Source organism: Mesorhizobium sp. M0621 (genome assembly GCF_040320745.1).
Taxonomy (GTDB): Bacteria; Pseudomonadota; Alphaproteobacteria; order Rhizobiales; family Rhizobiaceae; genus Mesorhizobium.
The window spans coordinates 19,206-45,638 of the sequence record NZ_JAMYQF010000009.1; the positions used below are offsets into that span (position 1 = coordinate 19,206).

A 26,433-nucleotide genomic window follows, 5' to 3' on the forward strand; every position below is an offset into this window, starting at 1 on the left:
AGATGGCCGCCGAGCACCAGATCACCGCCGGCTTCATGCCGCTTTTCGACAGCGCCGTGCTGGTCGCGGCCGGCGAGCTTGGCTTTGCCGAACGGGAAGGCGTCGATCTCACGCTACACCGAGAGACATCCTGGGCCAACATCCGCGACCGCATCGCCATCGGCCACTTCCATCTCGCGCACATGCTGGGACCGATGCCGCTCGCCTGCAATCTCGGGCTGACGCCGCTTGCTTCCGAGACCATCGTGCCGTTCTCGCTCGGCCTCGGTGGCAATTGCGTCACCATCTCCAACGCTGTCTGGGCCGGCATGATGGCGCACGGCGCGGAACCCGATCTCGACCCGGCGCGCGCAGGTGCCGCACTTGGCGCGCTTATCCGCGAGCGGGCGGTGGCCGGTCACGACCCGCTGCGCTTCGCCGTCGTGCATCCGCATTCCGGGCACAATTACGAACTGCGGTACTGGCTCGCGGCTTGTGGCATCGACCCCAGCCGCGAGATCGAGATCGTTATCGTGCCGCCGCCCTTCATGGCCGATGCGCTGGCCACTGGGCGGATCGACGGCTATTGCGTCGGCGAACCCTGGAACAGCGCCTCGGTTGTCGCCGGCACCGGTCATATCGTCACCGTCAAGGCGCAGATATGGCGCAACAGCCCGGAGAAGGTGATCGGCGTGCGCAAGGCCTGGGCAGACGAGAACCCCGAGGCACTGGCAGCACTGCTGCGCGCGCTGCATCACTCGGCACGCTGGTGCCAGGATCCGGCCAACCATGGCGAGTTGGCCGCCGTGATGGCGCAGGCAGGCTTCCTCGGCCTGCCGCCTGCGATGCAGATGCCGATCCTGACCGGCCATCTGCAATTGGGTGGCGGGGCGGAGTTGGATATCGACGACTTCTTCCTGCCTTTCGACAAGGCGGCGAACTTTCCGTGGAAGAGCCATGCGCTGTGGTTCTACACGCAGATGGTGCGCTGGGGGCATGTGGCGCACACGCCGGAAAACCTTGCCATCGCCCGCGACTGCTACCGTCCCGACCTCTACCGCTCGGCGCTGAAGCCGCTTGGCGTGGCACTTCCCGGCGCCAATTCGAAGGTCGAGGGCGCGCTCAAGGCAGCGACCGCGGTCGGCGCGACAGGTGCCGGCCTGGTGCTCGGCCCGGACGGGTTCTTCGACGGCCAAATCTTCGATCCCGTCGAGATCGACGCCTACATCACTGGCCAGAAATTCGCCGACATTCAGGCCTGATCATTTCCGCGCCATTCTTGTGCATTGCACAAAAGTTGTGCGTGCACCTGCGCTAATGAACAATCTTTGGCTTGCTCGCCCGGCGGGCCGGCGCGCCGACGATTGTGTCATCTCATTGATCTCATTGATGTTTGTCATTCATTCCAAAACTGGCATGGTTCCTGCTTTGCAATAAGCAGACTCCTCTCGGGTCACGGAACAGGCGTCCAATGGCGGGCGCTGCAGGCAAAGCTGCCGCTCAGGTCAACACGCGATCCCGGATGGACGGACGCGCGCGGCCTGGCCGGCAGCTTTTTTGTTTTGATCGAACACGCAATCGACGGCGCTGAACCCAAGCAGTGCCCAATGGGAGACGATGATGACGAAACGCATCAAGACTAAAGCCCCTCTCGAGGGCATGACTCGCCGCAATTTCCTGATGGCAAGTGCTGCCACCGCGGCAACCCTGGCGGCCGCGCGTGCGCTGCTGCCGTCTGGAGCCTATGCGGCGACCGCCACTCCGGAGGTCACCGGCGCCAAGCTCGGCTTCATCGCGCTGACCGATGCAGCACCGCTGATGATCGCCAAGGAGAAAGGGTTGTTCGCCAAGTTCGGCATGCCCGATGTCGAGGTGCTCAAACAAGCCTCCTGGGGCGCGACGCGCGACAATCTGATGCTCGGCGGCGCGGCCAATGGCATCGACGGCGCCCATATCCTGACGCCGCTGCCCTACCTCATGCACACCGGCAAGGTGACGCAGAACAACCAGCCGATGCCGATGGCGATCGTGGCGCGGCTCAATTACGACTGCCAGGGCATTTCGGTCGCCCAGGAATATGCCGGCACCGGTGTCGGCCTCGACGCGTCGAAGCTGAAGGACGTCTTCGCCGCCAAAAAGGCGGCCGGCAAAGAAATCAAGGCCGCCATGACCTTCCCGGGCGGCACCCATGATTTGTGGCTGCGCTACTGGCTGGCCGCCGGCGGCATCGATCCCGACAAGGACGTTTCGACCATCGTGGTGCCGCCGCCGCAGATGGTGGCCAACATGAAGGTCGGCAATATGGACGTGTTCTGCGTCGGCGAGCCGTGGAACGAGCAGCTCGTCCACCAGGGCGTCGGCTTCACTGCCGCCACGACCGGTGAATTGTGGAAGGGGCACCCCGAAAAGGCGCTCGGCCTGCGCGCCGAATTCATCGACAAATATCCGAACGCCACCAAAGCGATCCTGATGGCCGTTATGGAAGCCCAGCAATGGTGCGAGGCCAAGGAAAACAAGGATGAGATGGCCGCCATCATCGGCAAGCGGCAATGGATGAACGTGCCTGTCGCCGACATCATCGGCCGCCTCAAGGGCGATATCAACTACGGCAATGGCCGCGTCGCCAACGGCACCGACCTCTACATGAAGTTTTGGAAGGGCGGCGTCTCCTATCCGTTCAAGAGCCACGATTCGTGGTTCCTCGCCGAGAACATACGCTGGGGCAAGTTCGCGCCGACCACCGACATCAAGGCGCTGGTCGATCAGGTCAACCGCGAGGATCTGTGGCGCGAGGCGGCCAAGGATCTTGGTGTGGCGGCAGCCGACATCCCGGCGTCGTCGTCGCGCGGCGTCGAGACCTTCTTCGACGGCAAGATCTTCGATCCGGCCAACCCGTCCGCCTATCTCGACAGCCTGAAGATCAAGGCCTCGGCTTGACCGCCGCAGACGGCGCATTGCGCCGTTTGTCGCCTCCCTGCGCAAGCGGCGCTCTCGCCGCTTGTCGCAAATCCCGACCATGGAGTTTTTCCCAGATATGTCGATCCAGACTATCGAGGACACAAAGGTGAAGACGTTCCCCGCGAAACCGGCGGAGGTCATCGCCTTAACCGCCAAGGCGTGGCGGCGCTTCGATCTGCTCGCCATCGCTGGCAAGCTGGCCAGCGCGTTGGTGCCACCGGCCATCGTCATCGCCCTCATGCTGGTCGTCTGGCAGATCGCCTGCTCGTCACCGACATCGAGCCTGCCGCCGCCGAGCCAGGTGTGGAACGAGGCCTACGATTTGATCGCGCATCCGTTCTTCGACAATGGCCCGCAGGACATCGGGCTCGCCTGGCGGGTGCTGATCTCGCTGCAGCGCGTTGCCATCGGCTTCGGCCTGGCGGCGGTCGTCGGGGTGGCGCTCGGCGCGCTGGTCGGCCAGTCGATCTGGGCGATGCGCGGCCTCGACCCGGTGTTCCAGATCCTGCGTACCGTGCCGCCGCTGGCCTGGCTGCCGCTGTCGCTGGCCGCGTTCCGCGATTCCAGCCCGTCGGCGATCTTCGTCATCTTCATCACCTCGATCTGGCCGATCATCATCAACACCGCTGTCGGCGTGCGCAACATCCCCGAGGACTATCGCAACGTCTCGCGCATCCTGCGGCTCAACCAGTTCGAATTCTTCGTCAAGATCATGGTGCCGGCCGCTGCGCCCTACATCTTCACTGGCCTGAGGATCGGCATCGGCCTGTCCTGGCTCGCCATCGTCGCCGCCGAAATGCTGACCGGCGGCGTCGGCATCGGCTTCTTCATCTGGGACGCGTGGAATTCGTCGCGGCTGCCCGACATCATCGTCGCGCTCGCCTATATCGGCGTCACCGGCTTCTGCCTCGACCGCCTGGTCGCGGCAGTCGGCGCCTTCGTCACCCGCGGCACAACGGCAAAGTGAGGAGAGGGGCGATGACGGCCTATCTGAAACTCGACCATATCGACAAATCCTTCGCCCGAGGCAACCAGGTCAGCGAGGTGCTGAAGGACATCCGGCTGACCATAGACAAGGGCGAATTCGTCTCCATCATCGGCCATTCCGGTTGCGGCAAGTCGACCTTGCTGAACCTGATTGCCGGGTTGACGAAGGTGTCCGCCGGCGCCGTGCTGCTCGAGGACAAGGAGGTCGACAGTCCCGGACCCGAACGCGCGGTTGTGTTCCAGAACCACTCGCTGCTGCCATGGCTGACCGTCTACGAAAATATCAATCTGGCGGTATCGAAGGTCTTCGGCCGTTCGAAGAGCAAGGCCGAGCGGCATGACTGGATCATGCGCAATCTCGACCTCGTTCAGATGGCGCATGCCAAGGACAAGCGTCCGGCGGAAATCTCCGGAGGCATGAAGCAGCGCGTCGGCATTGCCCGGGCGCTGGCCATGGAGCCGAAGATCCTGCTGCTCGACGAGCCGTTCGGCGCGCTCGACGCTCTGACGCGGGCGCATCTGCAGGATGCGGTTATGGACATCCATTCCAGGCTCGGCTCGACGACGATCATGATCACCCATGATGTCGACGAGGCGGTGCTGCTCTCCGACCGTATCGTCATGATGACCAACGGCCCGGCGGCGACCGTCGGCGAGGTGCTTGCCGTGCCGCTGACGCGGCCGCGCCGCCGCGTCGAGCTGTCTTCCGACCGCACCTTCCTGCGCTGCCGCGAGGCGGTGCTGAAGTTCCTCTACGAACGCCACCGCTTCGTCGAAGCCGCGGAGTAAGGCCATGACCGAAAAACGCGTCGTCATCGGCAACTGGCAATCTGCATCGGCAATGGGCAATCTACCGCATTGCACAAATATTATGCTGCTGTGCAAGGCATTCTGACTAATCTTTGATCCGCTGCCGGGCTCGGTCAAAAGTCGCGCGGCTGCGATCCGCATTGATTTCATTCGATAATCTAGAGCGCTGTCGAATTGGCACGCTTCCTGCTTTTCAGAATACAGGTCCGCAAGGGCCAAGTGACACGGCGTCCAATGGCGGGCGCCACAGGCAAAGCTGCCGCTCAGGTCAATATGCGATCCCGGATGGACGGGCGCGCGAAGACCTGACCGGCGGCTTTTTTTGTTTTGACGCAATCGACGGCGCTGGTCCCACACGGCGCCCAACCGGAGACGACGATGACGAAACGGATCGGAACTGGCGCGTCCCTCGCGGACTTCACGCGCCGCGATTTTCTGGCCAGCAGCGCGCTGACGGCGGCGCTGTTCACCGCGGCACTCCTGCTGTTTCCCGTCGGCGCCAAGATCGAAAGCAGGAACCTGACCGTGGCGGCCCCGGTCTCGTTGCACGCACCGATGCCGCATCGCTGATTCACCCACAAAATATCCGCGGTGCCTCCTACGCCGCAAACCGGAGCCAGACATTGACCGCAAATCTCCCAGCCGCGCCCAGCCAGGACAGTGCTCCCCGGCAGGCGCTTGTGATGTCCACCATCGCCTTCACCGTCTGCTTCGCGGTGTGGACGATCTTTTCAATCATCGGCGTGCGCATAAAGCAGGAACTCGGGCTGAACGAGACGGAGTTCGGCCTGCTGGTCGGCACGCCTATCCTCACCGGTTCGCTCGTGCGGATGGTGCTTGGTGTCTGGACGGACCGTTTTGGCGGACGGCTGGTCTACACCGCGACCATGCTTGCGGCGGCGGTCGCGACCTTCCTGCTGGCCTTTGCGCACACCTACGGGCAAATGCTGATCGCCGCGCTCGGTGTCGGGCTCGCCGGTGGCTCCTTCGCAGTCGGCGTCGCCTATGTTTCGCGCTTCTTCCCTGCCGGCAAACAGGGGACGGCGCTCGGCATTTTCGGTGTCGGCAATGTCGGGGCTGCGGTCACCAAGTTCCTGGCACCGTTCGTGCTTCTCTCCTGGGGCTGGCAGTCGGTCGCGCTGATCTGGGCGGCCGCACTCGTCGTCATGGCCGCCGTCTTCTGGTTCACGACCGGCGACGATCCGGTCATCCGCGAGCGCCGCGCCGGTAAGGCGGCACCGGCTCGAAGGTTCTGGGAGGAATTCGCGCCACTGAAGAACGTGCAAGTCTGGCGCTTCGCCTTCTACTACTTCTTCGCCTTTGGCGGGTTCGTGGCACTGTCGCTGTGGTTGCCGCGCTACCTGATCGGCGTCTACGGCTTCGGCATCGCGACCGCCGGCATGATCGGCGCAGCCTATTCGATCCCGGCAAGTGTCTTCCGCGCCTATGGCGGCGTGCTTTCCGATCGGATCGGCGCTCGCACCGTGCTCTATTGGACCTTCGCGGTGTCGTCCGTCGCGACGTTGATCCTGTCGCTGCCGCCCACGGATTATATCGTGCACGGCATTGCCGGGCCGATCGCCTTCCACTTCGCCATCGGGCCGGTGGCTTTCATCGCCGTCGCAAGCGTGCTCGGCTTCTTCATGAGCCTCGGCAAGGCAGCCGTCTACAAGCACATACCGGCCTACTATCCAGGCAGCGTTGGCGCGGTCGGCGGCGTTGTCGGCATGATCGGCGGGCTAGGCGGTTTCGTCCTGCCGATTGCCTTCGGCGCGCTCAACGACCTCACGGGCGTCTGGTCGAGCTGCTTCATGCTGCTCTTTGTCATCGTCGTCGCTTGCTTTGCCTGGATGCAGTTCAGCATTCGGCGGATGGAGCGCGCGGCATCTTCCGAAGCCCCAGCCCTTTCCTACGCGGCTGAGTGAGACCGGAGCGGATCAGGAATATGACCGAAAAACTCGTCATCATCGGCAACGGTATGGCCCCCGGGCGCATGCTGGAGCATCTCCTGGAAAAGGCGCCTGGTCGCTACCAGGTCACCATCTTCAACGCCGAGCCGCGCGTTAATTACGATCGCATCATGCTGTCGCCCGTTCTGTCGGGAGAGAAGGCTTATGAGGAGATCATCATCCACGGCGATGGCTGGTACATCGCCAACAACATCACCCTCTACAAGGGCCACAAGATCGTTGCCATCGACCGGGAGGCCAAGACCGTCACGTCCGATCATGGCGTCAGCGAGCCCTATGACAAGCTCGTCATCGCCACCGGCTCGGTGCCGTTCATCATCCCGGTGCCCGGCCACAATCTGCCCGGCGTGCTGACCTATCGCGATCTGGACGACGTCAGGGCGATGATGCTTGCCGCCCAGTCGCGGGCCAAGGCCGTTGTCATCGGCGGCGGTCTGCTCGGCCTGGAGGCGGCAGCCGGGCTGAATGCGCAAGGCATGGACGTCACCGTGCTGCATGTCATGCCGACGCTGATGGAGCGGCAGCTCGACCCTGCCGCCGGATATCTCCTGCAGCGCGCCGTCGAGCAGCGAGGCATCAAGGTCATCACCAAGGCCAACACGCAGGCGATCACGGGCAACGGCAAAGTCGAGCAGGTGGAACTTGCCGACGGCACCATCATTCCTGCGACGCTGGTGGTCATGGCGGTCGGTATCCGACCGAACGCCGCAATCGCCAAGGAAGCCGGCATTGCCGTCAATCGCGGCATCGTCGTCGATGCCGGCATGCGCAGCAACGATCCCGACATCTATGCGCTCGGTGAGTGCGCCGAGGTCAGTGGCCAGGTCTATGGCCTGGTCGCGCCGCTCTACGAGATGGCACGCGTCACCGCCAGCCAATTGGCCGGCGACGAGGCTGCTGCCTTCGTCCATTCGGACACGCCGACCAAGCTCAAGGTCACCGGCATCGAGTTGTTCTCGCTCGGCGATTTCGCCGACGGCGACGACCGCCAGGAAATCGTGCTGCGCGATGCTTCGGCCGGCGTCTACAAGCGGCTGGTGCTGAAGGACGACCGCATCATCGGCACCGTACTCTATGGCGAGACGGCCGACGGCGCCTGGTTCAACGACCTCAAGAAGAAGCAGACCGATATATCGGAGATGCGCGATACGCTCATCTTCGGCCAGTCCTACCAGGGGGGTGCCCCGCTGGACCCTATGGCGGCCGTTGCAGCCTTGCCGGATGATGCGGAAATCTGCGGCTGCAACGGCGTTTGCAAGGGAAAGATCACTGGCGCGATTACGGGGAAGGGCCTGACGTCGCTCGACGACGTGCGCGCTCATACCAAGGCGTCCGCCTCCTGCGGCTCGTGCACGGGGCTGGTCGAGAAGCTGATGGTGCTGACCATCGGCGACAAATACAATCCGGCGGCGGTGCAGCCGATGTGCGGCTGCACGACGCTCGGCCATGACGAGGTGCGCCGGCTGATCAAAGCCAAGAGCCTGAAGACCATTCCGGCGGTCATGCAGGAACTGGAATGGAAGACCTCTTGCGGCTGCGCCAAATGCCGGCCCGCGCTCAACTACTATCTCGTCTGCGACTGGCCGGACGACTATGCCGACGATTACCAGTCGCGCTTCATCAACGAGCGCGTCCACGCCAACATCCAGAAGGACGGCACCTATTCGGTGGTGCCGCGCATGTGGGGCGGTGTCACAAACGCCGCCGAACTGCGCGCCATCGCCGACGTCGTCGACAAGTTCGAGATCCCGATGGTCAAGGTCACCGGCGGCCAGCGCATCGACATGCTCGGCATCCGCAAGGAGGACCTGCCGGCCGTGTGGGCCGATCTCGGCCAGGCCGGCTTCGTCTCCGGCCATGCCTATGCCAAGGGCCTGCGCACCGTGAAGACCTGCGTCGGCTCCGACTGGTGCCGCTTCGGCACGCAGGATTCGACGGGGTTTGGCGTCCGCATCGAAAAATTCATGTGGGGCTCGTGGACCCCGGCCAAGGTCAAGATGGCGGTGTCGGGCTGTCCGCGCAACTGCGCCGAGGCGACCTGCAAGGACGTCGGCGTCATCTGCGTCGACAGTGGCTACGAGATTCATTTTGCCGGGGCCGCCGGCCTCGATATCAAGGGCACCGAAGTGCTCGGCCTGGTCAAGACCGAGGACGAGGCGCTGGAGCATATCGTTGCGCTGACGCAGATGTACCGCGAGCAGGGCCGTTATCTCGAGCGCATCTACAAATGGGCCAAGCGCGTCGGCATTCCCGAAATCAAGCGCCAGATCATGGACGATGGCGACAAGCGCAAGGCCTATTACGAGCGCTTCGTCTTCAGCCAGAAATTTGCCCAGGTTGATCCATGGTCGGAACGTGTTTCCGGCAAGGACAAGCACGAATTCCGGCCGATGGCCTCGGTCGGCTTTGCGCAGGCGGCGGAGTGATGGAGATGTCTGCGCGAGCCGCCCCCCTCTGGCCTGCCGGCCATCTCCCCCTCAAGGGGGGAGATCATCCTTCATCAAAGGTTCCGCCAATCTCCAACGCCGCAAGATGGGCGACAAAATCAACGCTGCCAATCTCCCCCCTTGAGGGGGAGATGTCCGGCAGGACAGAGGGGGGTGCCTTGGCGCATTCATATCAAGCAAAGGCAGCTCAATGAACTGGGTATCGATAGGCTCCCTCACGGACATCCCGCGCCGCGGCGCCCGCTGCGTCGCCACGCCCGAGGGGAAAATCGCTGTCTTTCGCACCGCCGACGATCAGGTCTACGCCATCGACGACCATTGCCCGCACAAGGGCGGACCGCTCAGCCAGGGCATCGTGCATAGCACGGCCGTGACCTGTCCCTTGCACAATTGGGTGATTTCGCTGGAGACGGGCAAGGCGCTTGGCGCCGACGAGGGCGCGGTGCGTACCATTCCGGTGCGGGTCGAAGGCGAGCTTTTGTTCATTGCGCTGGAAGCGCTGGCCAGCCGCGCGGCCTGACACATGGAAATTGAAGAAGCGCGCGAGGTGAGGACCACCTGCCCCTATTGCGGGGTAGGCTGCGGCGTGCTGGCGAAGGTCGCTGCGGACGGGCAAGTGTCCGTCCGCGGCGACCCCGACCATCCGGCGAATTTCGGCCGGCTGTGCTCCAAGGGCTCAGCGCTGGCCGAGACCGTCGACCTTGACGGCAGGCTGCTTCATCCGGAGATCCACGGCCGCCGCGCCGGCTGGGTCGAGGCGCTCGACCTCGTCGCCTCGACCTTCTCGCAAACCGTCGCCAAGCACGGTCCGGATTCGGTTGCCTTCTATGTCTCCGGCCAGTTGCTGACCGAAGACTATTACGTCGCCAACAAGCTGATGAAAGGTTTTATCGGCTCGGCCAACATCGACACCAATTCGCGGTTGTGCATGGCCTCTTCGGTCGCCGGCCATCGCCGTGCCTTCGGCGCCGATACGGTGCCGGGAACCTACGAGGATCTGGAGCTTGCCGACCTCATCGTGCTGGTCGGCTCCAACCTCGCCTGGTGCCATCCCGTGCTCTACCAGCGCATCGCGGCCGCGAGAGAGAAACGGCCGGAGATGAAGATCGTGCTGGTCGATCCGCGTCGCACGATGACCGCTGACATCGCCGACATGCACCTGGCGATCGCGCCGGATGGCGACGTTGCCCTGTTCACCGGCCTGCTGGCCTATCTCGGCCAGCACAATGCGCTCGACCGCGCCTATATCACGACGCATACGACCGGCTTCGGGCAAGCGCTTTTCGCCGCCTCCGCGCTCGACCTTGCCGAGGTCGCCGCTTCCACGGGCCTGAGCGAGGACGAGCTTGGCCGCTTCTACAGCCTGTTTGCGGCGACTGCGAAGACGGTGACCGTCTACAGCCAGGGGGTGAACCAGTCGTCGTCCGGCACCGACAAGGTCAACGCCATCATCAACTGCCATCTCGCCGCCGGCCGCATCGGCAAACCCGGCACCGGGCCATTCTCGGTGACCGGCCAGCCCAACGCCATGGGCGGCCGCGAGGTCGGCGGCATGGCCAATATGCTCGCCGCTCATATGGAAATCGAAAACCCGGAACATCGTGACCGCGTGCAGCGCTTCTGGAACGCGCCGACTGTGGCCGAAAAAACCGGCCTGAAGGCGGTCGAGATGTTCCAGGCGGTGGCGGACGGGCGCATCAAGGCGCTGTGGATCATGGCCACCAACCCGGTCGATTCGATGCCGGATGCCGATGCCGTCGAGGCGGCGATCAAGGCCTGCCCATTCGTCGTGGTGTCGGACGTGCTGGCCCAGACCGATACCGTGCGCCACGCCCATGTCCGGCTGCCCGCCGCCGCCTGGGGCGAAAAAGACGGCACCGTCACCAATTCCGAGCGCCGCATCTCGCGCCAGCGCGCCTTTTTGGACCTGCCCGGAGAAGTGCTGCCGGACTGGCGGATTGTTGCCGAGGTGGGCAAGCGGATGGGCTTTGGCGAGGCGTTTTCCCATGCCACGCCGGCGGAGGTGTTTGCCGAGCATTCCGCGCTGTCGGGTTTTGAAAATGATGGCGTGCGGGATTTCGATATTGGGGCTTATGCCGGGGTTGATGCGGAGGGGTATGAGGCGCTTGAGCCGTTCCAGTGGCCGGCGCCGAGCCAAGGCGCCCCCCTCTGGCCTGCCGGCCATCTCCCCCTCAAGGGGGGAGATCGGCTGTCATACGGGCGTTCGCTAATCTCCAGCGTCGCAGAACTGAGCGAAGCGCCGAAGCTGCCAATCTCCCCCCTTGAGGGGGAGATGGCCGGCAGGCCAGAGGGGGGCGCTCAGGCTGGACTTAAACCAGAAGGCGAAAATACCCGCTTCTTCGCCAACGGCAATTTCTACACACCCGACCGCAAGGCGCGCTTCATCGCCATCCGCCCCATCACGGAAATCCGCACCAGCCCCGACTATCCGCTGATCCTCAACACCGGCCGTATCCGCGACCATTGGCACACCATGACGCGGACGGGGAAAAGCCCGCGGCTTTCCCAGCACATCGCCGAGCCCTTCGTCGAAATCCACCCGGCGGATGCGCAGCGCTTCGGCATCGGCGACGCCGACATCGTACGCGTTTCCACCCCTCGCGGCGACGTGCTGGTGCGCGCGCTGGTGACGGTGCGCCAGCGTCAGGGCAGCCTGTTTGCACCGATGCACTGGACCGATCAGTTTGCGGCAAAGGGCCGGCTCGACACGCTGACCGCCCCGCTGACCGATCCGGTTTCCGGCCAGCCGGCACTGAAACATGTCGCGGCCCGCATCGAGAAATTCGCCGCGAAAGCCTTCGGCTTCGCCGTGATGCGCGAGAGGCCGGCGCATGTAGCAGCAGCTTACTGGGCGGTGGCCAAATGCAAGGGCGGCTGGCGGGTCGAGCTCGCCTTTGGCGATGACGATATCGACTGGGCCGGCTTCGCCGAATCCTTGTTCGGCACGTCACCAGGCGCCGAAATCCTCGCCTATCATGACCGCGACGCCGGCCAGCATCGCATCGCCGCCTTCGACGGCGACCAACTGTCAGGGGCCTTGTTCGTCGCGTCCGGACCCGTTGCCGCGTCGCGCGGCTGGGCGGCGGAACAGTTGAGTGCCGATCATGTCGACCGCCGCGGCAGGCTGGCGATCGTTGCCGGGCGGCCGGGCGGGATCGACGTCGACCGCGGCGCCATCGTCTGCTCCTGTTTCGGCGTCGGTACCAACCAGATCGCGGAAGCGGTGCGCCAGGGTTGCGGTAGCGTCGCGGCAATCGGCGCGGCCCTGCATGCCGGGACGAATTGCGGCTCCTGCCGTGCCGAGATCAGGGTCATCGTCGACGCACAAAGTCTTCAAGCAGCCGAGTGATTGTCCTGACCAAAGGGGCCTGCGCAACGGCGCCGGTTGGGCTATGGTGGCGCAAGCGTGCAGCGTCGAGCACGAATCGTCTTCAGTTAGGGTCATCCAATGGCAAATCCCCCGCGCCGACCGACAAATCCGATGACGGCCGCAGAAGCGGCTTTCAAGCCGGTGAAGAAGCCGGCTGCTCCGGTCCGTGAGCCCTCGGCCGCTCCAGGCGTCAGGGAGCTTGTTTCGATCCGGATCGACCGCGCCGTGCTGGATCATTTCCAGGAGGATGGACCGGGCTGGCAGGACCGCATCAACGATGCTTTGCGGCGGGCGATAGAAGGCAAGCCGACTGCCGGCGGTTCGGAAGACGAGTAGAGCCCATTGCTTCGTCATCCACGGGCGAAGCAAGGAGCGTAGCAACGCGGCGCAGACCAGAGGATGCATGCCGCGACTTCAGAGCGCTGCAGCGGTGCAGAATTCTGTTCCGCTGCATTCCACGGCAAAGGTCGCGGCATCCTTGGCGATTTTCTGCGCGGCATGGCAGAACAGGACAACCGTCCTGTATTCGACAAACCGGGCGCGGACGCCGGGCGCTTATTGGTCGGCGGCCTGACGCGGCCGCCGACCGGCATGCGTTGACCTAAAACCGTGTTCCCGGAGGAATATCATCGGCGGACGCTTTGGTTTGGCGGTCGAAAACGACTGCCAAACCCTTCTTGACGGCATGCGAGGCGACCATGTCATCGAGTTCGCGATCGGGAATGGCGGGTTTGAGGACCTGCCGGATGGCCCGATAGGCGTGTTCAGTCGACACATAGTCGTAGCGCTTTTTGCGCGCTTCCACATATTGCTCGATGAGAATGCCCAATCGGCGGGCGGCGACAGAGTCTGGTTGCTGCTGCAAAGGAGCCTCCTCAAGCGTCAATGGTTTGCAGACGCCAAGGGATGTAAAAACCCACGCCGCGAAAGTTAAGAGCTGCGTCCGGTTTGAGACCAAAAAATGTGCCGTCGACATTGACGACAAGGGTGCTCATGCAGCGAATGATGTCATCAGAAGCGCAGCTGAAGCACTTTGTATATGCTTGTATATGTAAGATCGTATGATAGCGTTCGAAACCGAAGCCGGCACCAGGAGGATCACATGCGCAACGCTTCTCTCTTCGATCTCTCCGGCAGGAAGGCGCTTGTCACCGGCGCAAGCCGCGGCATCGGGCGCAGCATCGCCGAAGCGCTCAGCGCGGCCGGCGCCGACGTTGCTGTGACGGCGCGTAGCCTGGCTTCGCTTGAGGAGACGACGGCAGCCATCCGCGCGGCCGGCGGGGTGGCGCATGCCATTGCACTCGACGTTACCGATGTCGGCCGCTGCCGGGCAGCAACCGCCGAGGCCGCCAGGCTGCTTGGCGGTCTCGACATTCTCGTCAACAATGCCGGGATGGAGGAGGTGCGGCCCTCGCTCGATGTCGACGAGGCGCTGTGGGACAGGATCGTCGACACGAATCTGAAGGGAGCGTTCTTCTGTGCCCAGGCCGCCGCGCGGCAGATGCGGGACGCCGGCCGGTCCGGCGCCATCATCAATCTGTGCTCGCTGACGTCCGAAGTCGGAATCCCCACTGCGGTGCCGTATGGCTCGTCGAAGTCGGGCCTTCTCGGCATGACGCGGGCGCTGGCGGCGGAGTGGGCGGAGCTTGGCATCCGGGTCAACGCCATCGCGCCGGGCTATTTCAGGACGGCGATGACCGACGTCTTCTATAGCAACGAGGCATGGCAGCAGTCGATGCTGGCCAAGATCCCGCAGCGCCGTTTCGGCGATCTTCGCGATCTGCACGGCATCGCCGTCTTCCTCGCTTCGGACGCCGCGGCCTACATCACCGGCCAGTCCATCCCGGTCGATGGCGGCTTTCTCGCCTCGATCTGATGCAGCGATTCGTCTCGGCAAGGATGATGGAAAAATTGCTGGCGACCATCATACATACATGTATATACTTTTGCCCGAGTGAAGCCTCTCGATGGCTTCGATCCTTGTTCCGGGTCGACCCGTCGGCCTGCAGAACTATGGCCGACCAACGCCAACCGTGATTGCGTTCGAAAAGTCCCAGGAGAACGAGCAGCCATGTCCGACATCAGCTTCCACGATTTGTCATCCATCGATGCCGACCAGCGCGCCAGTCTGCTGAAGCGCGCCGAGGCCGATCTGACGGTCTTCGTCGAAAAGGTCCGGCCGATCATCCAGGCCGTCAAGGACGAAGGCGACGCGGCCTTGATCCGGTTTGCCAGGGAACTCGACAAGGCCAATGTCGCTGAGGGCGAACTGCAGGTGTCGGAGAGTGAGTTCGACGCGGCGTTCGACAAGGTCGAAAGGGACGTCGTGGAGAGCATCCAGTTCGGCATCGACAATATCCGGCATTTCCATGAGGAGCAGAAGCCGGAAACGATGTGGCTCAAGGAAGTCCGGCCGGGTGCCTATGCCGGCGACAGGTACACGCCGATCGCGTCCGTTGCGCTTTACGTGCCGCGTGGCAAGGGCGCTTTCCCGTCGGTGACGATGATGACGTCGGTTCCGGCGGTGATTGCCGGCGTGCCGCGGATCGCCATCGTGACGCCGCCGACATCGGATGGTTCGGTGGATGCGGCGACGCTGGTCGCCGCGCGCCTCGCCGGCGTGGGGACCGTCTACAAATGCGGCGGTGCGCAAGCCGTCGCCGCCGTCGCCTACGGCACCGAGACGGTCAAGCCCGCGCTCAAGATCGTCGGACCCGGCAGCCCGTGGGTGGTGGCGGCCAAGAGCGTCCTGTCCTCGGTCATCAATACGGGTCTTCCAGCCGGCCCGTCGGAAGCGATCATCTTTGCCGATGACAGCGTCGACGGCGGGCTTGCCGCGCTTGATCTTCTCATCGAAGCCGAGCACGGGCCGGATTCGTCGGCCTATCTGGTGACGCACAGCCGCAAGGTCGCCGAAGCCGCATTGGCTGCAATCCCCGAACACTGGTCGCGGATGACCGAGCAGCGTGTCGAGTTCTCGCGCGCGGTGCTGACCGGCAAGCGCGGCGGCATCGTGCTGACCGCGTCGCTGGAAGACAGCTACCGCTTCATCAACGACTATGCACCCGAACATCTCGAGATCCTGTCGACGGAGCCGTTCGCGCATCTCGGGCGCATCACCGAGGCGGCCGAAATTCTCATGGGACCGCACACGCCGGTGACCCTTGCCAACTTCGTCCTCGGACCCAATGCCGTGCTGCCGACCAGCCGCTGGGCGCGAACCTACGGGCCGCTTTCGGTGACGGATTTCGTCAAGCGCTCGTCGGTCGGCTATGTCACCTCGGCCGCCTATCCGGAACTGGCGCTGCATGCCCGCAGGCTCGCCCGCTACGAAGGATTCAGCTCGCATGAGAACGCGGTCTCGGAAATCCGCGACCGCTATCTCGCCGGCTGAGCGGACACGATCGCGATGAAGGCCGCACGACTTTATGGACCCGGCGACCTGCGCGTCGAGGATATCGCCACGCCGGACGCGCCGGATGCGGGCTGGGTCAAGCTGAGGGTCGATGCCGCCGGCATCTGCGGTTCGGATCTACACAATTTCCGCACGGGCCAGTGGATAAGCCGGTCGCCTTCGACGGCCGGTCATGAGCTGACCGGCACGGTGATCGCCATCGGCGAGGGCGTCGACACCGTCGCCCTCGCCGACAGGGTGATCGCGGATTCCCGTTTCTGGTGCGGAGACTGCGCGCAATGTCGTGCCGGCAGGCGGCATCTCTGCGCGTCGCTGGGCTTCGTGGGTGAGATCTGCGACGGCGGATTTGCCGAACAGGCGGTGCTGCCCGCACGGCTTTTGCATGTCATCGATGCCGCGCTTGACGAGCGCGTCGCGGCGATGGCCGAGCCGCTTGCGGTGGCGCTGCATGCGGTGCGGCGGCTGCCGAAAACGGCAGGCGCCGTGCTTGTCGTCGGCTGTGGACCGATCGGTGGTCTTGCCGCGTTGCTGCTGTCGCGAACCTTCGCTGGCACCGTGCTCGTTGCCGACCGCAACCAGGCTCGCAGTGCCCGCGTGGCGCGGGTGACGGGGGCAACGATCGTCGATCTGAACCGGGACGCCATTGCCGCCGCAACCGCCAATGCCTCGCTGCTCGCGGCCGTTGAGGCGACCGGCAGCGTGGTGGCCCTCAATCAGCTGCTCGGCGTTCTCGATCCCGGCGGTACGGTCGCCATGGTCGGCATCTTCCATGACCGTCTCGACATCGATCCCAACAGTCTGGTCGAACGCGAAATCGGATTGCTGGGATGTCATGCCTTTGCCGACGAACTGCCCGAGGCTGTGCGGCTGCTGGGTGAACTCAGCGAACCGCTGCTGGCCCTGATCGACCAAGAGATCGGCCTGGATGACATTCCAGCCGCCTATGAGCGGCTGTTGGCGGGGCGCAGCGACGGCTTGAAAACAATCATCCGCATGCGGCAACCTGTCGAGCAGTCGTGATTTCCGATAAATCGCCGGAAAGGACTTTTGAAATGATCACTTTGCCCGATACGGCCAGCCCTCTCTACGAGAAGGTGAAGGACTACATCCTGACCAACATCGGAAAAGGCCAGTGGAACAAGGATCGCAAGCTGCCGTCCGAAAATGAGTTGGTGGCTTCGCTCGGCGTGTCGCGGATGACGGTGCACCGGGCCTTGCGGGAACTGACCGCGGCGGGATTTCTGACCCGGCTGCAAGGTGTGGGGACCTTCATTGCACCGCCGCGGCCGCAATCGACGCTGATCGAGATCAACAACATCGCGGCGGAAATCGTCGAGCGCGGCAACAGGCATCGTTCCGAAGTCCTCGTCCTCGAAACTATCATGCCGACAAAGGAACTGACGCTGTCGTTCGAGTTTCCAAAGCGTGTCTCGATCTATCATTCCGTCGTCGTCAATTTCGAGAACGATCTGCCGGTGCAGTTGGAAGAGCGCTTCGTCAATCCGAGCCTCATCCCCGATTATGACAAGCAGGATTTTTCGAAGACGGCGACCTATGACTACCTCATGCAGAAAACCCCGGTGACCGAGGTCGAACACATCATCTCGGCGATCCCGGCGGATGCCGAGACAGCGCGGCATCTGGGCATCGATGTCGGCGCCTGCTGCCTTTTCCTGCATCGCCGGACATGGACGGGTGCGGTGGTGGCGACGATCAGCAAGCTGACTTATGCCGGCAGCCGCTATTCGCTCGGCAGCCGCTACTCCCCTTCCAAAAACAGCTGACGGAATCATGGCGAATGCAAGCAGGAGCGATTTCGTTGCCAATGTATATACATGTACTGATGAGAATGGTTTCGCCCTCGGCTAACGAACTGGCTGGAAGGAGCGACAGATGACGCAGACACCCAGCCGCACGGCGTGGATCCGGGCTCTCGCGCAGCATGATGTTGCCGAGGCACAAAGTGCGCTGTCGGCATTGCTGGGCGACCTGTTCGAGATGACCCCCCGCAATGTCCGCATCAACTTCGACAAATACAGCCTCAATTCGTTGAACGGCTTCTTCGAAGACGACGGCAAGGCCTACTTCTTCAAGTTCCATCAGGAGGAGCGGGAAGAGGCGATGACGGGCGAGTACTACCGCGCCGAGATTCTGTCGCGCGCCGGCCTGCCGGTCGATCAGCCGGTGCACATGTCCGCCCAGCCGGGCGAGCAGATCCTTGTCTATCGCCGCCGCACGGATCCGAGATTTTCGGATGTGCTGTTCGCGCTGGATGCCGAAGATGATGGCGAGAAGCGGCAAGAGGCGGTTCTTGCCGAGCGCGACCTGTCGGCAAGGCTGCTCAAGGTCTATCTGGAGACGCTGCATCCGGTGACTGTCGAGGATGTAGCGGCGGAGCCGATCCACAGGCTTTTTCATGAGCGGCTGATCGATGCCGAGACACGCTCGTCGCCAGGCGGCCGGCTGGCCGATTTCTATGTCGGCAAACCGTTTGTCTTCCCCGGTGTGGAACTGGATTGGGATCGGTTTTCCCGGCTGAAATTCGTCATCAACGGCCAGCGCTACACCAGCAGCATCAGTGAGCTTTTCGACGCCGCGGCGGTGCGCTTGCGGCCGGAGCGGCTTGCCGACGCGGGCGGCGTGGTCGCGCATGGCGACGCCCACAACGCCAATGTCTGGTACACGGCGAAGGCGGGAAGGGCGGAGCTGTCTTTCTTCGATCCCGCCTTTGCCGGCTCGCATATCCCGACGCTGCTGGCGGAGGTGAAGGCGACGTTCCACAATATCTTCGCCCACCCGTTCTGGCTCTATGATCCGGCGACCGCGACAGAGGCTTTTCGCGCTCAGGCTCGGCTGGACGGAAACCTGCTCCATGTCGACACGGACTGGGACCTGAGCCCGATCCGCCAGGATCTGCTGGAGGTCAAGGCGACAGACCTGTGGCGGCCATTGCTGCTGGAACTGAAACGACGCGGCATGCTTCCGGCCGATTGGCGGGCGGTGCTGCGCTCAGGGCTGTTCCTGTCGCCGACGCTGGTCATGAACCTGCGCGCCGGCGCGCGCAGTCACACGCCGGTCTCCTCCCTCATTGCCTTTTCAGTCGCGGTCATGGTCGGCAGCGAACCCGTTGCCGGAGCCGATCGGGTGACCGATTTCCTCGACCGCATCGATCCGGAAAAAGCTTGAAAATTGAGTCTTTCCAACTTGTATATGCATGTATGTATTTTAGCCTTGACATCCGCTCCCGCTGACGCTGAAATATCCTTGCACTTTCACCATGAAGTGGCAGGTAAGACGCCGAGGCACAGTGCCGCAAGAGCAGAAACCCGCAGTCTCACCAGACCGGCTACCTGGGTTAGAAAAAGCGGTCTGATCATCAAGGGGAACAAAGATGATGCGTAACCTAACAGGACAATTTCGCGCGCTCGTGATGGCCGCCGCGATCGGACTCGCCGCCGCCCCGGCAGCCTACGCGGCCGATGCGGCCATTCCCACCACGCCCGAGGCGGGGTCGTTCAAGATCGGCATCGAGCCCTGGCTTGGCTATGGCCAGTGGCATGTCGCCGAGGCCAAGGCGCTGTTCAAGGCAAACGGGCTGACGGACGTCCAGATCGTCAACTTCGCCGAGGACAAGGACATCAATGCAGCACTTGCAAGCGGCCAGCTCGACGCCGCCAATATCGCCACCCACACGGCTATGGGCATGGTTGCTGCCGGCCTGCCGGTGAAGATCGTGCTGCTGCTCGATGTCAGCATGACCGCCGACGCCATCATCGCCGGCAAGGACGTCACCTCCATCGCAGACCTCAAGGGCAAGCAGGTCGCCTTCGAGGAAGGCACGACGAGCGACATCCTGCTCAAATACGCACTCGCCAGGAACGGCATGTCGATCGACGACGTGAAGCCGGTTCCGATGCCGGCGTCCGACGCCGGCAGCGCCCTGATCGCCGGCCAGGTGCCGGTCGCGGTGACCTATGAACCGTACCTCACCGTCGCCATGGCACAGAACAAGGATCTCAAGCTGCTGTTCACCGCCGGCGAGGATCCCGGCCTGATCAGCGACGTGCTGGTGGTGCGCGACGAGGTGATCAAGTCGCGGCCCGGCCAGGTGCTGGCCATGATCAAGAGCTGGGACGCGGCGCTCAAGGATTACAATGCCGACACATCAGGTGGCCGCACCATCATCGCCAAGGCGGTCGGTTCGGACGTAAAGGACCTCAACACCGCCTTTGACGGCGTGCGCTATTACTCGCTCGCCGAAAACAAGACGGCGCTCACCGGCGACTTCACCACCAAGACCTTCGCCGATGTCGAAGCGGCCGCCAAGAACGCCAAGCTGCTGCAGGCCGATGTGACGCCGGAGCAGATGATCGACCCGTCCTTCGTCAAGGCGGCGGAATGACCAAGGCCGGATCGCGGTGGTGACGCAGATGCCCGGGGAGCCCCCCGCGAAAACGGGTCCGGCGCACTCCGCGCCAAGCCCCATCGCGAAACCGGCGCGCCGCCGCCGATCCTCCGGGATCGGCGTGCCCATCGCCAGGTCGCGTTTTCTGACCATCGCGGTGGCTGTCTTTGTCGGGCTTGGCCTTGCCTGGTGGGCGGCGACCGGACTGGGATTGGTGAAGCCCATCTTCCTGCCGTCGCCGGGCAGCGTCGCGACGCAGATCGCCAAGCTCGCGGCTGACGGCACGTTGTGGCTGGACCTCAAAGCCTCGATGTATCGCATTTCCATCGGCTTCCTCATCGCCTCGGCACTGTCGATACCGATCGGTGTGCTGATCGGCAGTTTCCGTTCCTGGGAAGCGGCCATCGAGCCGCTGGTGGATTTCATCCGCTACATGCCGGTCGTCGCCTTCGTGCCGCTATCGATCCTGTGGGCGGGCACCGGCGATTCGCAGAAGTTCCTGATCATCTTCATCGGCACCTTCTTCCAGCAGGTGCTGATGATCATGGACAATGTGAAACGGGTTCCCGCCGATTTTATCGGCCTTGGGCGCACGCTCGGTCTGCCGGATCGCAAGATCCTGACGCGCATCGTCGTTCCCAGCGCCTTGCCGGGCATCTGGGATACGCTGCGCATCAGCCTCGGCTGGGCATGGACCTGGCTGGTGCTGGCCGAACTCGTCGCGGCGACATCGGGTCTCGGCTATCGCATCACCGTGTCGCAGCGCTATTTCCAGACCAACACCATCATCGGCTACATCCTGCTGCTTGGCGTGCTTGGCCTCATCACCGATCAGGTGATGAAGGCGCTGGAAAAGGTGCTGTTCAAGCAAGAGGGCCGCTCGCAATGAGGTCCAGCCGATGAGCCCCCCCAAATTGCGGATCGCCGGTCTCCACAAGAGCTTCGGCACCGGCGAGCGGCGCAAGGAAGTGCTGCGCGATATCAACCTCGATCTTGCCGACAATGAGTTTGTCTCGCTGGTCGGGACATCGGGCTGCGGCAAGAGCACGCTGCTGTCGATCGTCGCCGGGTTGCAGGATTTCGACGCCGGCGATCTCAGCATCGACGGCGCGCCGATCCTGCAGCCGGGTCTCGACCGTGGCGTCGTCTTCCAGTCCTACACGCTGCTTCCCTGGCTGACGGCGCGGCAGAACATCGAGTTTGCCCTCAAGGCCGCCGGTTACGACCGCGCGACCTGCCGCAGGATCGCGCTGGAGCATCTCGAACTCGTCAAGCTGTCGGATAGTGCCGACCGCTATCCGGCCGAACTCTCGGGCGGCATGAAACAGCGCGTTGCCATCGCGCGTGCGCTTTCCTATCGGCCCAAGATGCTGTTGATGGACGAGCCCTTCGGCGCGCTCGATGCCTTGACCCGGCACCAGATGCAGGAGCTGCTGACCCAGATCTGGGAGGAACACAGGTTGACCGTCCTGTTTGTCACCCATGACGTGGAGGAGGCCGTCTATCTGTCGGACCGGATCGTCGTCATGGGGATCGGCCCGGGGCGCATCACGCAGACCTTCAATGTCGACATCGAGCGTCCGCGCCGCGAAGAGGTGATGGAAAGCCCTGTATTCATGGATCTGCAGCGCGGCGTGCACAAAGCCATTCGCGAAGGCTCGAAACACCCCGAAATGGCGTAGCATCCGGGCGGTCAAACAATTCGTTGGTCCCACATATCAGTCAGGAATCAGGGGCCGTGGGGACCGCATAGACCGAGCGTCCACGCGACGGTTCCGCAAAAGTCGCCGACATACCCATGGTAGCTGCCGTAACCATTGTAGTAGCTGTCCATCCGGCTATTGTCGCCCGCCGAGTTGTCGCCCGTCCAACCGCCGCCAACCCACACGTCAGACCGTAGATATTCCCGGTGAACCACGTGCCGATGCTCGCCGCCACGATGTGCCGCGGCATGCCGGACAGAATGGTGCCTGACGACCGCGGCATCGGCGACAGTGCTAAAAGAGATCGCGCTCGCGGCCGCCAAGACAATGGCACCGGTGAGCATCATCTGCCGTTTCATGAGGATGCCTCCTGTTCATGCGAGACATGCACGGGACGAAAACGGATTTTGCACCCACACGTTCCTTCACAAAATCGGGACAAGCGATCTTTGGACAACGGCCGTATTGCGCAATCGCCGCTTGCTGGCCGCACTCAGGTCGCTTTGCCGAGCGCCGCGTCCATTGCCATTTCTTCCCCAGAAATGTCATCGAACGAAGCGTAGTTCATGTTGTAGAGGCGGGCGTAGAGGCCTTTTCTGGCCATCAGCTGTTCGTGGTTGCCGCTTTCGACGATCTCGCCGTTTTGCAGCACGATGATGCGGTCGGCGCCGCGGATGGTGGCCAGACGATGGGCGATGACCAGCCCTGTGCGGCCTTCCAGCAGTTTGACCAGCGCCTTCTGGATCAGCATCTCGGTGTAGGAATCGATGCTGGCCGTGGCTTCGTCGAGCACCAGGATCTTCGCATCCGCCACCAGGGCGCGCGCAAAACTGATCAGCTGGCGCTGGCCGAGCGAGAGATTGCCGCCGCGCTGCTCGAGCTCGGTGTCGTAGCCGTCGGGCAGGTTCTCGATGAAATCATGCGCGCCGACGGCCTCCGCGGCACGCACCACCTCCTCACGGCTGGCTGATGTCTTGTGATAGCGGATGTTTTCCAGCACCGAGCCGGAGAACAGGAACGGCTGCTGCAGCACCATCGCCACCTGATCGCCGAGCGAATCCTGCGTCAGGTCACGCACATCGTGGCCGCCGACCAGGACCTCACCCGACCAGACATCGTAGAAGCGATGCACCAGCGCCATCGAGCTCGACTTGCCCGATCCGGTCGGGCCGACCAATGCGACGGTCTCGCCCGGATTGACGCGGAAGGAGATGTTCTTCAGCACCGGCTGGTTCTGCCGGTAGCCGAAGGTGACGTTCCTGAACTCGACCGAGCCGTCCATGTCGCGCGACAGGGCGACGGCGCCTTGCCTGTCACTGACATCGACGGGAACGTCGAGGACTTCGGAGATGCGCTGGCCCGAAGCCATGGCGCGCTGCATGACGCTGTACTGCATGGTCAGCGAGCGGATCGGGTCGAAGAAGCGCTGGATGTAGAACAGGAACGCCACCATGACGCCGATGTCGAGGCTGTGCGAGAGCACCATCGAACCACCGACGACGATGACCGTCGCCATGGCGATGCCGGTCAACGTGTCGACGATCGGCACCATCACCTGCGCATATTTCGCCGAGCGCAGATGGGCATTGAGATTGGCCAGCACTTTCTCGTCGTAGAGGTCGAAATTGACGTGCTGACGCTCGAGGCTCTGCACCGTGCGCACGCCATGGATGCCTTCGGCCAGCGCGCCGTTGGCGATCGAGTTGGTTTCGTGCGCGGCCATGAAGGCGACCTTGGCGCGCGGCAGCCAGAACAGGCGCACGATGAACAGCACCGGCATGGTCGACAGCGTCAGCAACCCTAGCCGGAAATCGAGCCACAAAAGCACGCTGACAATGCCGAACAAAAGCACGATGTCGCCCACCGACATCACAGACGTCTCGAGGAATTCCTGCATCGAATTGACGTCGCCCTGCAGGCGCGACATCAGCCGGCCGACCTCGGTCTTGTCCATGAAACTCAGCGAGACCCGCTGCAGGTGGCTGAACATGGCACGGCGCAGGTCGGACAGCACGTTCTCGGCGACCTTGCCGACGACGCTTTCCTGCACATAGCTGGCGGCATAGTTGATTAGGATGATCGCTGAGAAAGCCCCGATCGCGGCGATCATCACCGACTGGTCGAGCCTGCCCGCCGTCATGCCGTGGTCGATGGCGTAGCGGATGACCAGCGGGATCGCCAGTTGCGTCAGCGTGAACACCAGCACTGCAGCGACCGAGATGAAAATCCGGCTCTGGTACGGCCTCACGAAGCTCCAGATACGCCTGATGATGCGCGGATCGTAGGCTTTGCCGAAAACCTCTTCCTCGTCGCGGTGCGAGCCCACGACCGCCTTTGTCGGCCGCCCGCTGGTGTCTTCCTTGTCGTCGTCGTTCTGTGTCGACATCACGCGGCTCCCGCCACGGACCGGTCGTCCTCCGGCCGCAGCTGCAGGTCGTAGAGGGCGCGGTAGCGTCCGCCGAGCGCCAGCAGTTCCTCATGCGTGCCGCGCTCGACGATCCGGCCGCCCTCGACGAACAGGATCTGGTCGGCATGCATCAGCGAGCTCAGCCGATGCGAGATGATCAGCGTGACGCGATCCTTGGCAAAGCGCTTCATCGCCGCCCGGATACGCTGCTCGGTGCCGGCGTCTATTGCCGCGGTCGAATCGTCGAAGACCAGCACCGATGGCCGCAGCATCAGGCTGCGGGCGATGGTCAGGCGCTGCCGCTGGCCACCGGAAAGCGACGCACCGCGTTCGCCGACGACCGTGGTGTAGCCCGCCGGGAGACCGATGATGTAGTTGTGCAGCTGGGCGTACTCGGCCGCCTGCCCGATGCGGGTCTCGCGCGCCCAGGGATTGCCGTAGGCGATGTTGTTCTCGATCGAGGTGGTGAACAGGAACGCATCCTGCTGCACGACGCCGACGGCCTTGCGCAGCGATTGCAGCGTCACCTCACGGATGTCCTGGCCATCAATGGTGATCGCACCTGACGTGACGTCGTAGAAACGCGGGATCAGGTGCGCGATGGTCGACTTGCCGCTGCCAGGCGGGCCGACAATGCCGATGGTCTCGCCGGACCGGGCCTCGAATGAGATGCCCGACAGCGTCGGCCGGCCGCCCACGCCCTCGTAGCGGAAGCCGACATTGTCGAAGCGCAGCACGCCGTCGGTAACGACGAGGTCCTTGGCGCCAGCCGCGTCCTCGATGTCGAGCTCAGCGTCGAGCAACTCGAACAGGCGGGTGCCGCAGGTCGAGGCGCGCGCGAAGGAGTTGACCATCAGGCCGAGCTGGCGCACCGGCATCTGCAGGATGGTCATGAAGGTGAGAAACTGGGCCAGCGTGCCGACGCTGATTTGGCCCGCAATCACCTTCTGGCCGCCGAACCAGAGCACCAGGCCCATGGCGGCCAGGAAGGAGAAGTTCATGGCGCTGGTGTTGGCGACGCGGATGTCGACGCGCTGATTGGCAAGCTCCAGCGCCGACAGCTTGGCGCGGTCGAATTTTTCGAGCTCGTGCCGCTGCGCCGCGAAGGCGCGCACGACACGGATGCCCCCGAGATTCTCGTCCATCACCCGGCTCAGCACCGAGAGGCGCTCCTGCAACGTTAGCCAGGTGCTGCGCAGCGCCAGCTGGGTGACCGAGGACCGCCAGGCGACGAAGGGCACGAAGCTCAGGCTGAGCAGCCCGAGTACGAGGTCGGTGCTGATCAGCAAATAGGCACCGACGCCGATCAGTACGCCGAGCAGCACGACGCGCAGGATGCCGGTGGAAAAGAACATGCGCACGCCGTCGAGATCGAGCAGGCCGAGCGTGATCAGATCGCCGGTGTGGACCCTGTCGTGGTAGGCAAAGCTCAGGCGCTGGATCTTCTCGTAGAAGGCCAGGCGCAGTTCATAGCCGGTTCGGTGGCCGACGGCCTCGCCATAGTAGTTTTGCGCCATGGTGAAAAGACCGCGCAGGATGCTGACGACGAGCAGCGTCAGCGCCGTGCTCCACAGCGCCTGCTCCGCGGCAGTGCCGGCACCCGCGGCCATGACGCCTTGCGCCTGGTCGATGGCGCGTCCCAGCAGGCGGGGAATGAAAAGCTGCAGCGTCGCGGCAATGAAGGTCGAGGCGATGGTGATGGCGACCTGCCAGGGATGGCGCAGCGTCATGCGCACGATGCGGAGCAAGGTGCTGAGGCCCTTGCCCCAGGAGGCTTCCGCCACATGGGCAAACGATTTGCCGCGCTCCGGCGCGCCGCCGATTGCTTGCGTGTTCAAGGAAAAATATCCAAGCCAATCCGGATCTTAGCCCGGACTAATAAAGCAGACTCAATTCAGATGATATGATGGTACGCGCGTCCGAGTTGACCGTTCAAGAGCCAATTCGGGTATCGCACTATA

At 63.5% G+C, this 26,433-nt stretch carries 23 protein-coding genes; 19 read left to right on the forward strand and 4 right to left on the reverse strand.

Annotated features, from left to right (window positions below; genetic code table 11):
* Positions 1-2: 2 nt before the first annotated feature.
* From NKI38_RS08755 to NKI38_RS08805, 11 genes are all read left to right on the forward strand, one after another.
* Positions 3-1,241, forward strand: a complete 1,239-nt coding sequence (locus NKI38_RS08755; protein ID WP_352656719.1) for a CmpA/NrtA family ABC transporter substrate-binding protein — start codon at positions 3-5, stop codon at positions 1,239-1,241.
* A 358-nt stretch (positions 1,242-1,599) separates the two neighbouring features.
* Complete coding sequence (locus NKI38_RS08760; protein ID WP_352656721.1) at positions 1,600-2,916, forward strand: CmpA/NrtA family ABC transporter substrate-binding protein; 1,317 nt, start codon at positions 1,600-1,602, stop codon at positions 2,914-2,916.
* Between the two features lie 97 nt (positions 2,917-3,013).
* Entirely contained in the window at positions 3,014-3,904 is an 891-nt protein-coding gene (gene ntrB / locus NKI38_RS08765) for a nitrate ABC transporter permease (protein ID WP_352656482.1), read from the forward strand.
* Positions 3,905-3,915: 11 nt separating this feature from the next.
* Positions 3,916-4,713 (forward strand): ABC transporter ATP-binding protein, encoded by a 798-nt coding sequence (locus NKI38_RS08770; RefSeq protein ID WP_352656483.1) that lies wholly within the window; start codon positions 3,916-3,918, stop codon positions 4,711-4,713.
* A gap of 399 nt (positions 4,714-5,112) precedes the next feature.
* Positions 5,113-5,304: a hypothetical protein gene (locus tag NKI38_RS08775; protein WP_352656485.1), complete on the forward strand. Its 192-nt coding sequence runs from the start codon at positions 5,113-5,115 to the stop codon at positions 5,302-5,304.
* Positions 5,305-5,417: 113 nt separating this feature from the next.
* On the forward strand, positions 5,418-6,659 hold the full coding sequence (locus tag NKI38_RS08780; protein WP_502899279.1) for an MFS transporter: 1,242 nt from the start codon (positions 5,418-5,420) through the stop codon (positions 6,657-6,659).
* A gap of 20 nt (positions 6,660-6,679) precedes the next feature.
* Complete coding sequence (gene nirB / locus NKI38_RS08785) at positions 6,680-9,130, forward strand: nitrite reductase large subunit NirB (protein WP_352656487.1); 2,451 nt, start codon at positions 6,680-6,682, stop codon at positions 9,128-9,130.
* 211 nt (positions 9,131-9,341) lie between these two features.
* Positions 9,342-9,671: a nitrite reductase small subunit NirD gene (nirD, locus tag NKI38_RS08790; protein WP_352656489.1), complete on the forward strand. Its 330-nt coding sequence runs from the start codon at positions 9,342-9,344 to the stop codon at positions 9,669-9,671.
* A 3-nt stretch (positions 9,672-9,674) separates the two neighbouring features.
* Positions 9,675-12,521 (forward strand): nitrate reductase, encoded by a 2,847-nt coding sequence (locus NKI38_RS08795; protein ID WP_352656490.1) that lies wholly within the window; start codon positions 9,675-9,677, stop codon positions 12,519-12,521.
* 99 nt (positions 12,522-12,620) lie between these two features.
* Positions 12,621-12,878: a BrnA antitoxin family protein gene (locus tag NKI38_RS08800; RefSeq protein ID WP_352656492.1), complete on the forward strand. Its 258-nt coding sequence runs from the start codon at positions 12,621-12,623 to the stop codon at positions 12,876-12,878.
* 63 nt (positions 12,879-12,941) lie between these two features.
* Positions 12,942-13,142, forward strand: a complete 201-nt coding sequence (locus NKI38_RS08805) for a hypothetical protein (RefSeq protein WP_352656494.1) — start codon at positions 12,942-12,944, stop codon at positions 13,140-13,142.
* 1 nt (position 13,143) lies between these two features.
* On the opposite strand, the gene NKI38_RS08810 is transcribed toward NKI38_RS08805, so the two are convergent.
* Positions 13,144-13,407 carry a hypothetical protein gene (locus NKI38_RS08810; protein ID WP_352656496.1) on the reverse strand — a complete coding sequence of 88 codons (264 nt, stop codon included), beginning with the start codon at positions 13,405-13,407 and terminating at the stop codon, positions 13,144-13,146.
* Positions 13,408-13,644: 237 nt separating this feature from the next.
* On the opposite strand from NKI38_RS08810, the gene NKI38_RS08815 reads away from it, so the two are divergent.
* The 8 genes from NKI38_RS08815 (at position 13,645) to NKI38_RS08850 (ending at position 22,044) form a co-directional block, all read left to right on the forward strand.
* Positions 13,645-14,418, forward strand: coding sequence for an SDR family NAD(P)-dependent oxidoreductase (locus NKI38_RS08815; RefSeq protein ID WP_352656498.1), 774 nt, complete (start codon positions 13,645-13,647; stop codon positions 14,416-14,418).
* Between the two features lie 195 nt (positions 14,419-14,613).
* Positions 14,614-15,936 (forward strand): histidinol dehydrogenase, encoded by a 1,323-nt coding sequence (hisD, locus tag NKI38_RS08820; RefSeq protein ID WP_352656500.1) that lies wholly within the window; start codon positions 14,614-14,616, stop codon positions 15,934-15,936.
* 15 nt (positions 15,937-15,951) lie between these two features.
* On the forward strand, positions 15,952-16,977 hold the full coding sequence (locus NKI38_RS08825) for a zinc-dependent alcohol dehydrogenase (protein WP_352656502.1): 1,026 nt from the start codon (positions 15,952-15,954) through the stop codon (positions 16,975-16,977).
* 32 nt (positions 16,978-17,009) lie between these two features.
* Entirely contained in the window at positions 17,010-17,741 is a 732-nt protein-coding gene (gene hutC, locus NKI38_RS08830) for a histidine utilization transcriptional repressor HutC (protein ID WP_352656504.1), read from the forward strand.
* A gap of 109 nt (positions 17,742-17,850) precedes the next feature.
* The gene (locus NKI38_RS08835; RefSeq protein ID WP_352656506.1) at positions 17,851-19,143 is read left to right on the forward strand and encodes a hypothetical protein; all 1,293 of its coding nucleotides are present in this window, start codon (positions 17,851-17,853) and stop codon (positions 19,141-19,143) included.
* A 208-nt stretch (positions 19,144-19,351) separates the two neighbouring features.
* The gene (locus NKI38_RS08840; protein ID WP_352656723.1) at positions 19,352-20,359 is read left to right on the forward strand and encodes an ABC transporter substrate-binding protein; all 1,008 of its coding nucleotides are present in this window, start codon (positions 19,352-19,354) and stop codon (positions 20,357-20,359) included.
* A gap of 124 nt (positions 20,360-20,483) precedes the next feature.
* The gene (locus NKI38_RS08845) at positions 20,484-21,251 is read left to right on the forward strand and encodes an ABC transporter permease (RefSeq protein ID WP_352656507.1); all 768 of its coding nucleotides are present in this window, start codon (positions 20,484-20,486) and stop codon (positions 21,249-21,251) included.
* A 10-nt stretch (positions 21,252-21,261) separates the two neighbouring features.
* Entirely contained in the window at positions 21,262-22,044 is a 783-nt protein-coding gene (locus NKI38_RS08850) for an ABC transporter ATP-binding protein (protein WP_352656509.1), read from the forward strand.
* A gap of 47 nt (positions 22,045-22,091) precedes the next feature.
* Here the strand turns inward: NKI38_RS08850 and NKI38_RS08855 are convergent, their stop codons facing one another.
* The 3 genes from NKI38_RS08855 to NKI38_RS08865 all read right to left on the reverse strand — a co-directional run bounded on the left by NKI38_RS08855 (position 22,092) and on the right by NKI38_RS08865 (position 26,310).
* On the reverse strand, positions 22,092-22,424 hold the full coding sequence (locus NKI38_RS08855) for a hypothetical protein (protein ID WP_352628978.1): 333 nt from the start codon (positions 22,422-22,424) through the stop codon (positions 22,092-22,094).
* A gap of 134 nt (positions 22,425-22,558) precedes the next feature.
* A complete protein-coding gene (locus NKI38_RS08860) occupies positions 22,559-24,451 on the reverse strand; it encodes an ABC transporter ATP-binding protein (RefSeq protein WP_352656511.1) in 1,893 nt (630 codons plus the stop codon).
* Positions 24,451-26,310 carry an ABC transporter ATP-binding protein gene (locus NKI38_RS08865; protein ID WP_352656513.1) on the reverse strand — a complete coding sequence of 620 codons (1,860 nt, stop codon included), beginning with the start codon at positions 26,308-26,310 and terminating at the stop codon, positions 24,451-24,453. Before NKI38_RS08865 ends, NKI38_RS08860 begins: the two co-directional genes overlap by 1 nt.
* Positions 26,311-26,433: the final 123 nt, after the last annotated feature.